The organism is Luteolibacter luteus (genome assembly GCF_012913485.1).
GTDB lineage: Bacteria > Verrucomicrobiota > Verrucomicrobiia > Verrucomicrobiales > Akkermansiaceae > Haloferula > Haloferula lutea.
Map to the genome: position 1 here is coordinate 5,680,176 of NZ_CP051774.1, position 14,923 is coordinate 5,695,098.

Below are 14,923 nucleotides of genomic sequence, written 5' to 3' on the forward strand. Positions count from 1 at the left end.
TTCATGGGAATTTCCGGGCTGGAGTTTGGGCGGCGAGAAGCCGGCGCACTTCGTCGAGCAAGGCTGCGACGGTGAAGCGGAGCGACGGCTGGATAGCATCGTCGCGAAGGATATCGTGGAGAGAGTGGGCGATAGCCTCCTCATTGATTCTGCCGGTGGCGATGGCCGTGAGAACGGGAGCAGGAGATGGCAGGTCCCTTGCCAGCTTCCGCAGCGCGAGGAGATGGGTTCCGAGGTCCAGTTGGATCAGTCCTCCCTGCAGTTCATCCGTCGTGGTTTCCGGGTTCGCCTGCATCTGGCGCAGTTGGTCATGGGCGGTCATGCGCCAGGCATGCAGGGATGGGGTAAAGATGCCGGAGGTCACTTTCCTGGCGGAGCGGGACAAGCGGCGGAGCAGCCGGCCGCCTTCCTTCCCGGGGCGGGTGGGCAGGATCAGAGAGAAGACCGGCAGGCTGATCATGGTTCCGAAGACGGCTCCGATGGATGAGGAGAGGTAGTGAGCCGCGTCGTAGCTCATGTGATTCACCGGCTGGACCATGGCGAAGATGAAGACTCCGGCTGTCCCACCGATGATTGCCAGTGTGGGACGCCGTGACGCGGTGAGAGATGCGAGCGGAATGAGGACCGCCGCGAAGCAGAGCAGCATGGTGAAGAGATCCCGCGCGTGGGGAAGCAGGAGAAACTTGCAGATAAACCCGGCGACGATTGCTGCCAGCATGCTCCAGGTCATGGCGATGACGCCCTTCGCCGGATGCTCCATGGTTGAGGCAAGGGCGCAGACCGCGGCGCATTGCATGACGAAGCCCGCTCCCTCTTGCCATGCGCTGATTGCCCAGAAGGTGCATGCGGTGGCGAGGGCGAGAGTGGTCCGCAGGGCGTGGCGGAGTGCATTCCGGAAGTCCGGTTGGATGGGATCGCGGAGGTTGGTGCGATCCAGTGCTTCGGGAGATAGCTGTTTGATCCATGGCTGCAGCAGGTGAATCACGGGCAGGATCACGCGCGCGGCATGCTCGTCTTCGGAGATGGCGATGCGATCCTCGGTCCGGGCGAGCAGTTCCTCCAACCCCGCGGATGCTTGCTGCAAGTTGGGGCGATCCGGGGTTTGGAAAGCGGGCGCGAGGATCGAACAAAGCTCCGTGAAGAAATCCCGGATGCGATCGTGAAGGGCCGGGGATCCCGAGAGCTGCTGCCATTGATGGGTGACCACACGGCTGGCATCGAGGAGATCGAGGGTGAGTCCTGTTAGAACGCGGAGGCGGCGGACCCGGTGATGGAATTCGGGGGTCTCGAGATGGGCATACTCCAGCAGCGCTTCGGTTCTGCTATACTCACGGCTGAGACGGAGGCGCGATGAGAGGATCTCTTCCGGCTTCATATCCCAGCGGAACGGAACGGCGGCGAGGATGCGGGCGTGGATCTGTTGCAGGCTTTCCTCCATCTGGCTGGCGGAGCGCCTGCTGCCGGAAAGTGCGGCGACCAAGGACATCGAGAGAACGCCGATCATGATGCTCGCGGTGCGGTCCAGGGCGACCAGCATCACTTGATCGTGGTGAGCTTGGGCGCCGACGACGACGAAGGCCGCGGTGTAACCGGCGAGGAGTCCGGCATAAGCCCGGAAGTGGCGGAAGAGATTGCCGATCCCGGTGCAGATGCCCACCCACAGCGAGAGCAAGCCGAAGAGAAGGACCGGCATGGCATCCATGGTCGCGATGAGGAAGACCCCGAAGGCCCCGCCCAGCATGGTGCCGAGAAGTCGGTAGGCGCTTTTTGAAAGAACATGCCCGGGGCGGGTGCTGGCCACCACCCAGACCGTCACTGCCGCGGAATAGGGGGTGCGGATGTCAAAGATGATCGCGGTATAGAAGGCCAAGGCGGTGGCGAGCATTCCCTGGACCGCGAATTCGAGGCCATGCCAGCGCTGCCGCCATGCATCGATCCGGGTCGGAAGGATGCGGAGCCATGCCAGAAGAGGCGAAGCGGAGAGGGATGGGGACATCGACGCGGCAAGAATACCACTCCTGCCGTGATGCCAGAATTGCGTTTAAAGTCTCATGGTTATACCTTTTGTGCATGGACCGGATCGAGATCCGCGAGATCGAGTGCTTCGTCGCCGTGGCGGAGAGCCTTAGCTTTTCCAAGGCGGCGCGACGCCTGAACATGACGCAGCCGCCGCTCTCGCGGCAGATCAAGAAGCTGGAGGAGAAGCTCGGAGTGGAACTTTTCCTGAGAAATACCCACCGGGTGGAGCTCACTCCGGAGGGGCGGGTTTTTCTGGAAGAGGGGGTATCGTTGCTGCGGCACACGGACCGAATTCCGGATTCGCTGCGGCTGGCGCGCAGCGGGCGGGTGGAAATTTTCAACGTGGCCTTCCTGGGGGCGCTGCTGGATGAGGAGATCGTCAGCGTGCTCCGCAAGTTCCGGACGCAGATGCCGGGCTCTCAGGTGCGGGTGCACGAGGTGACGCTCGATTCGGTGGCGGGCCATCTGCGAAACCGTGAAATGGATGGCGTGTTCATCGCCAGCGCGCCGGATGTTCCGGACGAGGATATCGGGTTCCTGCCGTGGCGAGTGCCGAAGTACAAGGTGCTGCTGGGATCCGGGCATCCTCTGGCGAAGCGGAGCGAGCTCCGGCTGAAGGATCTGGCAGAAGAACCGTGGATCATGATCTCGCGGAAGAGCGCGCCGTTCTTCCGGGAATGCTTTGTCGATGCGTGTGCTGCCCAAGGCTTCCAACCGCGGATCATCCATGAGTCCGACCGCCTGCCGGCCATCCTGGCGATGGCCGCGCTGGGTGAGGGGATCGGGTTGCTCTCGCATACGAACCTGCTGCTGTCGCTGCCGCACTTGATCCTGAAGCCGCTGGTCGGTGGCATCCCGAAGATCGAGCACGCCTTTGCCTACCGGAGGGATGACGAGTCCCCGGCGCTGGCTGGCTTCCTGAAGCTGCTCCGCTCCGAGAAGCGGGCGCGTCGCTGAGCTTGGCTCAGGTCAGCTTTTTCCTCACGGCTTCGATCTCCTCGGTCAGGGATTCCCAGCGGGAGATCGCGGCTTCGAGTTTCTGGGTGACCTGCTCGACGGTATTGCTGACGAGGCGGAACTTCGCAGGGGAGGCGATGACTTCCGGCTTCGAGAGATCGGCGGTGGCATTGCCCTGGGCGGTCTCGAGATCGGAGATTCGCTTTTCGAGCGTGGCCATCTCATCTTCCAAGGGCTTGAGCACCTGGGTGCGGAGCTGGCGCTGCTCGGCCTCGATGCGCTTCTGGTCCTTGCGGCTGAGCGTGGCGGGCTTGTCGGTGGCTGCGTTCTTCGCCTCGTGGGCGACGGTGGCGGCGTGAGCGCGGGAGGAAAGGGTGGATCCACCTTTCTCGTCCGCGGTCTTGTCGAGATAGTAGGTGATGTTTCCTTGGAACAAGCGCGGGTCCTCGCCGGGGCGGAACTCGAGGGTCTTCTGCACCACGGGATCGAGGAAGGCGCGGTTGTGCGAGACGATCATCACGGTGCCGGCGTAGTCGGCCAGCGCCCTCATGAGCACCTCCTGCGATTGCATGTCGAGGTGGTTGGTCGGTTCGTCCAGGATCAGGAAGTTGGCTGGAGCAACCAGCATGCGGACCAGCGCGACACGGGAACGTTCACCGCCGGAAAGCACGCCGACCTTCTTGAATACGTCGTCACCACGGAAAAGGAAACAGCCCAGCAGGTTCCGGGCAAAGGGTGCGGCTTCGCGGCTAGCCACTTCTTCCACGGTTTCGAGCACCGTCTTATTCGGGTCGAGCTCGTCCGCGTGGTTCTGCGAGAAAAAGGATGTGGCCACGCGCAGGCCGAACTCATGCGCGCCTTCATCCGGTGATTCCTGGCCGGTGATGATGCGGCAGAAGGTGGACTTGCCGGCACCGTTCGGTCCGACGATGGCGATGCGTTCGCCGCGGTTCACCTCGAAGTCGAATTTCTTGAAGACCTGCAGGGAGCCGTAGCTCTTCGAGACCTTCTCCAGCTTCGCGACGAGATTGCCGCTCTGGGGAGGAGCGGGGAACTTGAAGTTCATCACGGCGTCCGCGGATTCCGGGGCCGGGATGCGCTCGATCTTCTCGAGCATCTTCACGCGGGACTGAACCAGCGCCGCCTTGGCGGCAGAGGCGCGGAAGCGATCAATGAAGCGCTGGATTTCAGAGATCTCGCGCTGCTGTGCGAGGTAGCGCTTCTCATGGATATCTCGGCGCAGGACGAACTCGGTCTCGTAGTAGCTGTAGTTTCCGGAATACTCTTCGCAGCGGCCGTGGTGGAAGGCCAAGGTGCGGGTGCAGAGCATGTCCAGCAGGGCGCGGTCGTGGGAGATCAGGATGATGGCGCCCGGGTAGTTCACCAAGTAGTTTTCCACCCAGCGCTGGGTGCCGATATCTAGGTGGTTAGTCGGTTCGTCCAGCAGCAGGACTTCGGGCTCCTGGAGGAAGAGCTTGGCCATCGCGATACGCATCTGCCAGCCGCCCGAGAAGTGGCCGCAATCGCGCTCGAAGTCGCTCTTGCTGAAGCCGAGGCCTTGGAGAACGGATTCGACCTTTGGCTTCATGCGGGCCGGATCGGCCTCGTCGAGCTTCAGCTCCAGCTCGCCGATTTCCTCCAGCAACTCACCGTAAGGGGAGGAGCGGGGGTCGAGTTTTTCGAGTTCCGCGGAAAGGCGGTCGATCTTCTCCTGCAAGGCCAGCGTTTCGCCGAAGGCGCGCATGGTCTCATCCCAAAGGGAAATGCCCTTCACGTGGATGCCTTCCTGAGGAAGGTAGCCGACGCGGACATTGCGGGGGACGACGACTTTTCCGCCGGAAACCTCCACGATTCCTGCGATTGCCTTCATCAGGGTCGATTTCCCGGCACCATTGTGACCGGCGAAGGCAATGCGTTCCCGCGGCTGCACCGAGAAGGTGAGATCGGTGAAAAGGACGCGGGCGCCGTATTCGACGCGGAGATTTTGGACGGTGAGCATGAAATCGGACGGACGAAGCGGCGCGGAGACTTGCGGGCCGGAGGCCGGAGGTCAAGGAAGGGGCGGTGAAGATCGAAGTCCGGGATCCGGGCGTTGGAAAGCCGTTTTTAAGGAGGAGGGGAGTTGGATTTGCGGAAATGCGCTGATGCGTTTTGTCGGGAAAATGGTAGGGATAGGCGCCAGTTATGCCTGATAAAACAGGAAAATTAACAGGCGGGATTTGTGTGATTTCGTCGAGGGGTAGGGTGGGGCGTTGGATGGGAAGGCGGGCTTTTGCGGTTATGCGATTTCGGCTGAGAATCTCGAACTGGTGTGAGGAGGAACATCGACCTCATCCTCCCATGAAGTAGGTCGGGTAGCTACTTTCCTCTGTGGGCCCCGCTGCGATTCCAAACTGGGCCGTGCCTAAAGATGAATGGCAGGGCCGCCAAGCATGGGGAAAAATCCGAATAAGCCTAGAAAGTGGCTATTCCTTGGCGGGAAGAAGACTGAATTCCCCGGCTTTGGCTACTACTCTGGTGACGCGTCCGTTTGGATTTTGAAGATCGGCGTTGCTGGCGGTGGGCGCTGGCAGACACGGTAAATCACAACTTCTCGCTCACCCACTCCTCTACCTCGCGTCGAGACTTGAATCTTCTTCCAGCTTCGATACCCACCCACTTCTGTATGAGCGGATCCAAGTCCTCGATAAGAAATGGATGCTCGAGAATTTTAATAGTCAGATCATTCAATCCATTTCCCGATGCAGTTTCACCTAGCAACTCGACCAATGTAGCCACTTCCCGCAGGTTGGTGCTGTCGAGGATCGCATGCGATAGGCGCCGGCGTAGACTACCTTGCTGCTCGGCGGAAACTGCATTAAATATTTCGACGTAGGTATCTTTTAGGAGAGCCACACAGTCGGAATAAGGATGCTCGTCATATATCCAGCTCTCGACCTGGAATCGATTCATTGCCAAGCCGATGGCCGTAAGCGTCAGGTCCGCTAGCCCCTCTCGCTCAGGAACGTTCACCAAGTCGATATGCTTCGATAGCGGCGACAGGGACGATACCATCCCCTTCAACAGGGCCTCTTGTTCTTGTGAGGTTTGGGGCATCCTGAGGTCTCTAGAATGCAGCCCCTGCAGCCATTTAATGATTTCGGCAACAAGCTGCTTGGCGTCCTCGTCCTGAAGCACTTCAGCGTAAACGTTTAGCTCCATCATCCCTGAATCGACCATGTCGCCCTTGCGGAGACCCAGCAGTGGCGGTCCTTCTTCATTGGGGAGGAAGTTGCCGAGATCTTGGAACAACAAGTGCTGATAGCTACCTCTTGGAAGTTTTTCGCCAGCCTCCTTCATTGCGATAAGCGCTTGGAGGTGTTGAAAGAACTTTCCTGTCATCACCCAGCGAGTGAGCTCACGTCGCTTGTCGGCGTCCATTCGTGTTGCAGCTACGCCAATAGCTTCCGCGTATTGTCGGTCGAGCAATGTTGGGAATTTCTCGATATTTCTTCGCACAGCGGCGACGAACTCGGGAATAGTTTGTTTCCCAATGTTGCGAGAAAACTCCGCGAAGATCCTTCCCAACCTGGAAGGGAGTTTCGCTCTCAGCTTAAATTTTTTCGATCTCTCCGATTCTTCGGATTCTTCTGCGAGGGGGAGATCTTGGAGCTTGGCTAGACTATATTTCTCTTGAAAATCATTCACGCCGCGATACGCAGCATACCACTTCGAATAGATATCCACGGCAGACGCTACCTCAGTAGGACCTAGTGAGCTTGCCAAGAAGGCCAGCGCTTGCAGGTCATCCAATCCTGCTAGATCAGCATATCCTTCATGCCAACGCTTACCGAGAAGCAGAAGAGCCAACCTTCGGCGATGTTCGGACTCCAAGCGATGACCATTTATCAGGACCAAAGTAGAAATTTTTTCGGCGGGCCGGAAGTCAAAAAAATCTTGGTCAAGCTCTTGGGTTGGATTCTCTAGCAGGTCGATGTAGGTATCCACTGCCGCATCGAAAGCCTCTTTGTTAAGGGTGCCGAGCAACTGAAAAATTGTTTCAGGAGTATATCGGGTCCGTTGCTTGCCCCGCCATCTGGGAATTGATATCTCGACGATTTCTTGGCGCATCGCTTCTGGCTGACGTATTGCAGCCGAGTTGAGAACTACGATGGAAAAAACAAAATCCCAATATTCTACCGTCGTGATGCCCTGAAATGCTTGCTCCAGTTCTTCATTGTCTACCCCTACTGCAGCCTTAGAGACCAGCGGATCGCGAAGGAGCTTGTCGAAGAGGTGTTTGATTTCTCCATCCGACAATGCTCCCACTAGAATATTAAGGAAGTCCCGGACGTCGGTGGGCTCCTCGTGGGGGCTGTAGGTGATGCTCTCTAAGGTTCGTAGCGCTGCATGCGAATTGCAAAAGACTTCAAAGCAGGTGAGAATTCTTGCTCGCATCGCCTTGTCCTGCATGATGTCATGTGGTGTCTCCTGAGGCTGTGCATTAAGGTGTAATGATTCGAAATAGGACTGCGCTTTTGTCGTGGTAAGCAGTGTTTGAGTGAGCGAGTTCATTATCGATGCGCGCGCGCCCTCATCAAGTTGTTCGCTGTATGGCAGTAGGCTCTCACATATAGCCAAGATCGTAGTCGGACGGCTCGTCCCTGCCAATTCATCGATCGATGCCGCAATCTGTTGTTGTGTTGCTGCTGCCCCCGATCTTCGATCGAACAGACGAGATCTCCATACGCTGGGCCAGCTTGAGGAGCGTGTGGCCTTATTCGGGGTCAATGCCTCCAACAGCGCTTGCCGCTTTATCTCATCTGGATCAAAGCCGACCAGTGTCTGTATCATGATTGGCGCGTGGATCGCCCAATTGGAGTAGACATCAGGGGTTTCCAGCGCCGCCGTCACCAATGCAAGTTTTGTTGGCAGGTTCTTCTCGCTGATATCCCGCAGCAGTTGTGCTTGGGTAACGTTCGGAGACCCGAAGTCGTCCCACTTCGCATCGGCAAGCTCCGGCAGCCACTTCATCACCAACTGCCTAAGTTCTGAAGCCCGCACCTGCTCGGCAAGAAGCTCGCGCCTTCGATCATCCGCGCGCGCCTGTGAAATACGCATGCCTCCTACCAATGCGGCCGAACCGATTGCCGCAGCAATCGCTACGAGGATGATGCGATGCCGTCTGAGTGTTCTTCGCACTAGTCTCGCCACACTTGGTGCTGCTGCCTTTACTGGCTCGTTACGCAGATAAAGCGCTAGGTCGGCGATTAGATCACCGACGTCTTGATAGCGCTCTTCGGGCTGTTTCGCGAGAGCTTTTAGGATTACCTTGTCCAGATCCCCTCGTGCCCGGACGGCTGGATTTTTCCCAGTGAACCGCATTCTCGCCGAGGGTGGCACGGGCTCATGTTCCTTTATTCTTCTGCAAAGTTCGTCCAACTCGCCCGGTAGTGCTCCTTCCAACGCGAAGGGCGATGAGTCAGTGACTATTTCGTACAATAATACACCCAGGGAATAGATGTCGGTGCGGTTGTCGATCTTTGCCGGATCGTTTGCTAACTGCTCCGGGCTCATATACTCGGGGGTTCCCCGGAGTCCGCCCGCCAAGGTGCGGCTCGCTTTAGCAAGTGAGTCTTCCTTCAGTGCTGTAGCAATTCCGAAGTCAATGACCTTGGCGACGGGGCGATCTGCGATCGTTGCAACCAGCACATTGCCGGGTTTGATATCGCAATGTATAACCCCCATGCGATGAGCATGCAGAATGGCCAAACAAATGTCCTCGAAGATCTGTAGACGATCCTCAAGCCCTAGGCATCCGTTACTACAGTAATTTGTTACGGGATAGCCGTCCACCAACTCCATCACGAAGTAGGGTGCTCCTGCGGAAAAGGTGCCTGCGTCGTGTAATTGCGCGATGTTGGGATGCTGGAGCTTGGCGAGAATCTGCCGCTCTTTCTCGAAGCGAGCCAAGATTCCCGGGGTAGCGAAGCCCCCGTGAACAATCTTCATCGCGGCTCTTCTTTCGAAGGGCTCCACCTGAAGTACTTGGTAGACCACTCCCATTCCTCCCTCCCCAATAAGGGACTCAATGACATAGCGGCCGATTCGGACACCGACGAGATTGTTTCCGCTCTCATTCATATCCATCAGCACAGGCGCGCTAAGGCTCAGGCATGCTGTCGGAGAATCGGCTACGACGAGTAGAGACTCGAGATCCCGGCGTTGCCGACGGTCCTCGATCGAGGCCAAACGCTCTGCTCTTTCTGCCGGGTCCTGAATCTCCAGAAGTTCGTGGAATAATACCTCCTCATGGCTGCCTTCATCGGGTTCCTGAGATTCTTTGGAAGGAATGGAAACCATGTCGGGAGGGGGGAATGCCTATTCCGAGAATTAGGGCGGGTGCCTTTATTTTAGTCTGTTGCTCAATCTCGACCGCTGACTGCAAAACATGGAATCTACAATGAACGGCTCAGTTCTCCTCGCTTTCTGCGACGTCATGATTCTCAGTGATGTATCGGTGCAGCCAAGCCCGAGCATATTGCCAATGGCGTTTCGCTGTCGCCAGTGAATATCCGGAAATATCTGCGGCCTCCTCTAACGATAATCCCGCATAAAATCTCAAGCGTACGAGTTGTGCTTTTTTCGGGTCCTGATTCTCCAGTGCCTGAAGTGCCGCATCAACTTTAACCACCAATTCGGATGCTTCCTCGCTAGAAATCTCTCTTTCGTCGAGCAGAGTGACGCGGATGCCCCCGTTCCTTCGTAGAGTCGACTTGCGGCGCGCATTCTCAATCAGGATTCTGCGCATTGCTTCTGCGGCTGCGAAGAAAAAGTGCCGCCGACTTGCCCAAGGTCTCTCTGATTTCGAGAAGCGTAAATAGACTTCGTGAACGAGAGCCGTTGCCTGTAGTGTGTGTCCCGACTTCTCGCCGTTTAGTTTGCTCTGAGCCAACGCCCGCAATTCCGAGTAGGTCAGCTCCAACAATTGCGCTGTGGTTTTTCCCGGCACGTCTGAATCTAGGGGACCTGAATCCATATTTCTTGATTCTCGTTTGTTTTGTTAGAAGCGGCCCTCGTGTATAGAATACGTTTTGCTGATATTTGGTGAGCTATTTTGGCGGCATTTCGCGCCTTGGGAGGAAACAGGTGTCGCGGGTCAATCACGACCAATCGCGAATGGGCCTGTAATACAAGATAATCAATATGAAAACCACCAAATCTGTAGCTGCTGTGTTGGCGGCAGTATGTTCGATCGCTTCTGCCTTGGAGGATCCTTGTGACAGCGTTCTGTTGCCCAGTATCGAAGTTGCCTCTTTGGATCATCTCTCCAGCATGGAATACTTCAGTAGGGTAGACGAAAATACTTGGGAACAGCGCAAGAATGAAAAGGAATTCAACAGCAGCTTCAATATTTTGGTCGAAGGTGTGCCGCTGGGTGGGGAGGGCGCTGCATCTTTCAAGGAATTCGATGAACGACGCCGTGCCTACTTCAAAAAGATTGAATATCGTGCCGACAATCGGTCAGCCCATGAATATTTCCGCAGCAGCCTTAGCGAGGCTCAGGTTCGCGCATGGATCAACTGCCAAATGGCACGGGGGCGTTTTGGATTTTCGATCATCGAGCGGGAGGTGACCGATTCAGCCGTGACCTTGGAAATTATTTGGATTCATCCTCCGGGGGCTCCAGATCCGCTTCCGGAATACACGACTTCAGTGGTAGGTGGTCGAGTAGCGAGTCCATTGGTTCCTACGGCAACTTTATTTCCGCAGGGCTATCCCCTAACCCAGGGATCACACGTAGCGACGATCTTGAGGGATGGAGATACTGACTTAACAGTCACAATCAGCGCAGGTGGTGGCTTGGGGGTTGGAACCTACAAGAAGGATGCTCCTGCCAAACTTGCTTTGGCTGCGGCAATTCCGCTCGGCTCTGTCATTTCGTCCATGCTTCCACCTCAGCGCTACGCAGAAGCTACGGGCGAATCCTCAAGATTCGATGGAACGAAATCTCGGTGGGTCCCTGCAGATGGACGGCGGGTCGCGGGCTCCCGCTATAGTGAAATCATTGGGGGAGCTGTACCGGATCTACGGGGAATGTTCCTGCGGGGACTCAATGAATTTGAGCCTGGCTTACAACGTGCAGATGGCTATCAGGATCCAGATGGGAGCCTGCGTCGGGCAGGACAGATGCAAGGGGATGAATTTAAGTCTCACGATCACAAGTTGCTGGGAGAAAATTGGATGCAAGCGATGGTAGACGGAAGTGGTGTCTTCAATGATGGAAACTCTCAGGCAAAAAAACTCACAACCAACCCTACAACGACGGCCGCTGGAGGTGAAGAAACGCGCCCAAAGAACGTGGCCGTGTATTACTACATCAGAATCAACTGATACGGAGTCTCTATAACCTTCAATCTGGCTGAAGTTCGTAGCGAAGGTGAAAGAACCGGCTCTAACGTAATTCTTTCTTATCTCGTCGGAAAACGAGATGATCAGCATCCGAGAATGGCCTCGACGTTTCGGGACCGGCCTTGGGTGCTTTTTCTCTAAAGGTACCAAGCTCAAGGAGATCGCTATGCGATCTGGACTTGGTTCTTAATATCATATCAAGCCGTCCTCCCTGTCGGCCAGGCGCGCATGGCGGTGGTGGCGACGGCGTCGAGGGTCTTGGGGGGGGTGCCGTCGCGGGCTTGGATGGACATGCCTTGCTGGACGGTGACGTAGAAGCGGGCGAGTTCCTTGATGTTGGTGCCGCGGGGGAGATCGCCTTCCTGGATGCCGCGGCGGAGGCGGGCTTCGACCATTTTCAGGGATCGCTTCCGCTCTTCGAGGATCATTTCGGAAAGCCCGGCGATGCCTTCGCTGGCGACGGAGGAGAGGACGACCATGCAGCCGAGGGGGCGATCCGGGCAGGCGAGGGAGCGGGCGGAGAAGCGGAGGAAGGCTTCGATGCCCTGCCTGGCGGTGGGAGCGGATTCGAGAGCCTGGCCGAGTTGCGGGGCACCCATGCTGCCGTAGTGGCGGATGGCTTCGATGTAGAGTTGTTCCTTGCTGCCGAAGGCGGCGTAGAGGCTGGGGGAGCCGATGCCCATGGCCTCGCAGAGGTCATTCATGGAGGCGGCGGTGAAGCCTTTTTGCCAAAACACCCGGGTGGCCGCTTCGAGGGCGGCGGTGCGATCGAACGAACGGGGACGTCCGCGGGTGCTGGTCTTCTCTGTCATCAAGGGATTTTTGTGTCGATCAATCTATAAATCGGTTGACGGGCTCCGGCAAGCGGATATGAACTTTTTGTGTCGAACGTTACATAAATCTTATGAGCACACTGAAAGGCAAACGGGCATTGGTGACGGGAGCGAGCCGTGGCATCGGCGCGGCGATCGCGAAAGCGTTGGCGGCGGAAGGTGCAAGCGTGGCGATCACCTACGAGCGCTCGGCCGAGAAGGCCGGGGAAGTGGTGAAGGAGATCGAGGCAGCCGGTGGCAAGGCGGTGGCCTTCGCGGCGAACAGTGCGGATCCGCAGGCGGTCCGGGACTCGATCTCGCAGACGGTGGAGAAACTCGGCGGTTTGGATATCCTGGTGAACAACGCGGGGATCGCGCGCCAAGGCAGCTTCGAGGAGATCTCGCTGGAAGACATCGATGCGCTGTTGAACGTGAATGTGAGGGGCGTGATCCTGGCGAGCCAGGCGGCGATCCCTCATCTTTCCAACGGCGGCCGGATCATCAGCATCGGCAGCGGCTTGGGCGAGCGAGTTCCTTTTGGGGGGGTGACGGTTTACTCCGCGACGAAGTCCGCGCTGCGTTCTCTAACAGCAGGCCTGTCCCGCGAACTGGGATCGCGCGGGATCACGGTGAACCTGGTGCAGCCGGGATCGACGGATACAGACATGAATCCGGCCGACGGTGAGGGTGCCGCGGCGCAGAAGAGCGCGATGTCGCTGGGGCAATATGGAACGCCCGAGGACATCGCGGCGGCTGTGGTTTTCCTCGCGGGGCCGGGAGGCAAGCAGATCACCGGCACGACGATCACGGTGGATGGTGGGGCGATCGCCTGAGTCTGCTAGACGAATGGATTTTTCCGAGGGCCGGTCTTCCCTGTTAGGGGAGGGTCGGCCTTTTTGTAGTGGCATGCGGGCTGGAGAGCGAGCCGGTGCAAGAGGTTCCGGATGACAAAGGGGTTTGCGAAGCGGGGAGGCGGAGATGGCAAGCGGGGGCATGTAACCTCCAATATCTTTCAGAGCTTCCCCGTGCCGCCAGCAACCCAGCGCGGCGTTACCGCCATTGCGACAGATTATGATCACAATCTCGCGCTCAAGCTGGATGACAGCGTGGGTGATGTGGGGTTATTCCAACGGCGTCCAGGTGCCGTAGAGGCGAAGCGTGGTGTCGCCCAAATTGCGGCAAGCCCGGAAGGCAACGTGACCTACTACCGCTTGGGCTTGCCCGGAGATCTGGATAAAGATGGCCTCAGCGACGCTGCCGAAACCCAAACGGCGGCGCTGGGTTTTGATCCTCTGCTGAGCCAGCCGACACCTGTGGCCGCCCTTCGTGGAGCGGGGGACATCGAATTCGAGTTCAGTCCTCCGGATCCGACGGCGTTTTTCCGGATCGAAGTGGACTGAAAGAGCGCCCTGCGAGAGCAAGCGCGGGGCGGATTTCGCGAAAATACGCGTAGGAAATCGGGGGGGAATGCCGTTTCCTTTCCGCGTGAGGTGGTTGTTGCTGATTCCGGCGCTGGTGCAGATGGCATCCGGTGAGGCCGACTTTTGGGACATGGCGCCGCTGCGCTATTCCGATACGAAGTCGCAGGATTCGATCGCGAAGCTAGCAGCTGACCTTGCGTCCGGAGCGCGGAAATTGGACGGCGTGAGGGGATTGGAGCGGCTGCGCTTCGTGCTGCGGGAGCTGAATGTGCCGGAGGAATCCCAAGCGCTGGTTTTCTCCAAGACGAGCCATCAGAACCACCTGATCCACCCGAAGAACCCGCGGGCGCTCTATTTTTCGACGGAAGCCTACGTGGGCTATGTGCCGGGCGGAGCGATCGAACTGATCGTGGAGGATCCGGCGCTGGGTCCGGTTTTTTATGTGATCGATGATGACGATGCAGGAAAACCAGGGGTCCAGCGGGATACGAACCTGTGCATGTCCTGCCATGGGACCACGCGCACCGAGGGTGTGCCGGGGATGCTGGTGCGATCCGTTTTTCCGAATCCGGATGGCCATCCGCTGCTGGCGAAGGGGACGACGCATGTGACGCATGAGACTCCGATCCCGGAGCGTTGGGGCGGCTACTACATCACCGGCCGGAGCTCGTTGCCTCACCTGGGGAACTTCACCTACGACGAGCAGGACGAGAGCGACAACAAGCCGCGGATGAGCGAGCTGGCGGACCTCCGTGAGAAGATCGATGTCTCGAAGTACCTGCGTCCGACGAGCGACATCGTGGCGCTGATGGTGCTGGAGCACCAATGCCAGATGCATAACCTGATGAATGCGGCATCGATGCAGTACCGGCGCTCGCATTATCTGGCCAAGGCGATCGACCCGAACGGAGATCCGGACCAAGGGAGTGCGGGCCGGGTGGCCGACGGGATGGCGGAGCGGATCGTGGCGTGGATGTTCTTCAAGGATGAAGCCGAGCTCGGCGACGGCGTGGAGGGGAACGAGGAATTCCAGAAGGCTTTCACCGCGCGCTTTCCGCGGACCGCGCGCGGGGATTCGCTGGCGGATTTCCAGCTTTATGACCGGCTGTTCAAGAACCGGTGCTCTTACATGATTTACTCGAAGACCTTTCGCGAGCTGCCACCGAGGGTGAAGTCCGCGGTGATCGCGAAAATGAAGGCGGCGCTGGCGGGCGAGGATCCGGGATTTGATTGGCTGAAGGAATCCGAGCGGAAGCGGATTTCGGCGATCCTGGAAGAGACGCTGGAGGGGTGGAAGTAGAAGGGGGCGCCGATCGAGGTCTG

The 14,923-nt window shown here is 58.0% G+C and carries 10 protein-coding genes; 5 read left to right on the plus strand and 5 right to left on the minus strand.

Annotated features, from left to right (window positions below):
• Position 1: 1 nt before the first annotated feature.
• Positions 2 to 1,996 carry an FUSC family protein gene (locus tag HHL09_RS23480; RefSeq protein WP_169457105.1) on the minus strand — a complete coding sequence of 665 codons (1,995 nt, stop codon included), beginning with the start codon at positions 1,994 to 1,996 and terminating at the stop codon, positions 2 to 4.
• 74 nt (positions 1,997 to 2,070) lie between these two features.
• Here HHL09_RS23480 and HHL09_RS23485 point away from each other — a divergent pair, with 74 nt between their 5' ends.
• Positions 2,071 to 2,976 carry a LysR family transcriptional regulator gene (locus tag HHL09_RS23485; RefSeq protein ID WP_169457106.1) on the plus strand — a complete coding sequence of 302 codons (906 nt, stop codon included), beginning with the start codon at positions 2,071 to 2,073 and terminating at the stop codon, positions 2,974 to 2,976.
• Positions 2,977 to 2,983: 7 nt separating this feature from the next.
• Here the strand turns inward: HHL09_RS23485 and HHL09_RS23490 are convergent, their stop codons facing one another.
• The 3 genes from HHL09_RS23490 to HHL09_RS23500 all read right to left on the minus strand — a co-directional run bounded on the left by HHL09_RS23490 (position 2,984) and on the right by HHL09_RS23500 (position 9,994).
• Positions 2,984 to 4,975 (minus strand): ABC-F family ATP-binding cassette domain-containing protein, encoded by a 1,992-nt coding sequence (locus tag HHL09_RS23490; protein WP_169457107.1) that lies wholly within the window; start codon positions 4,973 to 4,975, stop codon positions 2,984 to 2,986.
• Positions 4,976 to 5,559: 584 nt separating this feature from the next.
• Positions 5,560 to 9,318 carry a serine/threonine protein kinase gene (locus HHL09_RS23495; RefSeq protein ID WP_169457108.1) on the minus strand — a complete coding sequence of 1,253 codons (3,759 nt, stop codon included), beginning with the start codon at positions 9,316 to 9,318 and terminating at the stop codon, positions 5,560 to 5,562.
• Between the two features lie 109 nt (positions 9,319 to 9,427).
• Entirely contained in the window at positions 9,428 to 9,994 is a 567-nt protein-coding gene (locus HHL09_RS23500; RefSeq protein ID WP_169457109.1) for an ECF-type sigma factor, read from the minus strand.
• A gap of 167 nt (positions 9,995 to 10,161) precedes the next feature.
• Between HHL09_RS23500 and HHL09_RS23505 the strand changes: the two genes are divergently transcribed.
• Entirely contained in the window at positions 10,162 to 11,349 is a 1,188-nt protein-coding gene (locus HHL09_RS23505) for a hypothetical protein (protein ID WP_169457110.1), read from the plus strand.
• A 215-nt stretch (positions 11,350 to 11,564) separates the two neighbouring features.
• Here HHL09_RS23505 and HHL09_RS23510 read toward each other — a convergent pair whose 3' ends face one another.
• The gene (locus HHL09_RS23510; protein WP_169457111.1) at positions 11,565 to 12,179 is read right to left on the minus strand and encodes a TetR/AcrR family transcriptional regulator; all 615 of its coding nucleotides are present in this window, start codon (positions 12,177 to 12,179) and stop codon (positions 11,565 to 11,567) included.
• A 92-nt stretch (positions 12,180 to 12,271) separates the two neighbouring features.
• Here HHL09_RS23510 and HHL09_RS23515 point away from each other — a divergent pair, with 92 nt between their 5' ends.
• The 3 genes from HHL09_RS23515 (at position 12,272) to HHL09_RS23525 (ending at position 14,900) form a co-directional block, all read left to right on the plus strand.
• A complete protein-coding gene (locus tag HHL09_RS23515) occupies positions 12,272 to 13,012 on the plus strand; it encodes an SDR family NAD(P)-dependent oxidoreductase (RefSeq protein WP_169457112.1) in 741 nt (246 codons plus the stop codon).
• Between the two features lie 192 nt (positions 13,013 to 13,204).
• Positions 13,205 to 13,579 carry a hypothetical protein gene (locus HHL09_RS23520; RefSeq protein WP_169457113.1) on the plus strand — a complete coding sequence of 125 codons (375 nt, stop codon included), beginning with the start codon at positions 13,205 to 13,207 and terminating at the stop codon, positions 13,577 to 13,579.
• 67 nt (positions 13,580 to 13,646) lie between these two features.
• Positions 13,647 to 14,900, plus strand: a complete 1,254-nt coding sequence (locus HHL09_RS23525; RefSeq protein WP_169457114.1) for a hypothetical protein — start codon at positions 13,647 to 13,649, stop codon at positions 14,898 to 14,900.
• The last annotated feature ends 23 nt before the right edge of the window (positions 14,901 to 14,923 follow it).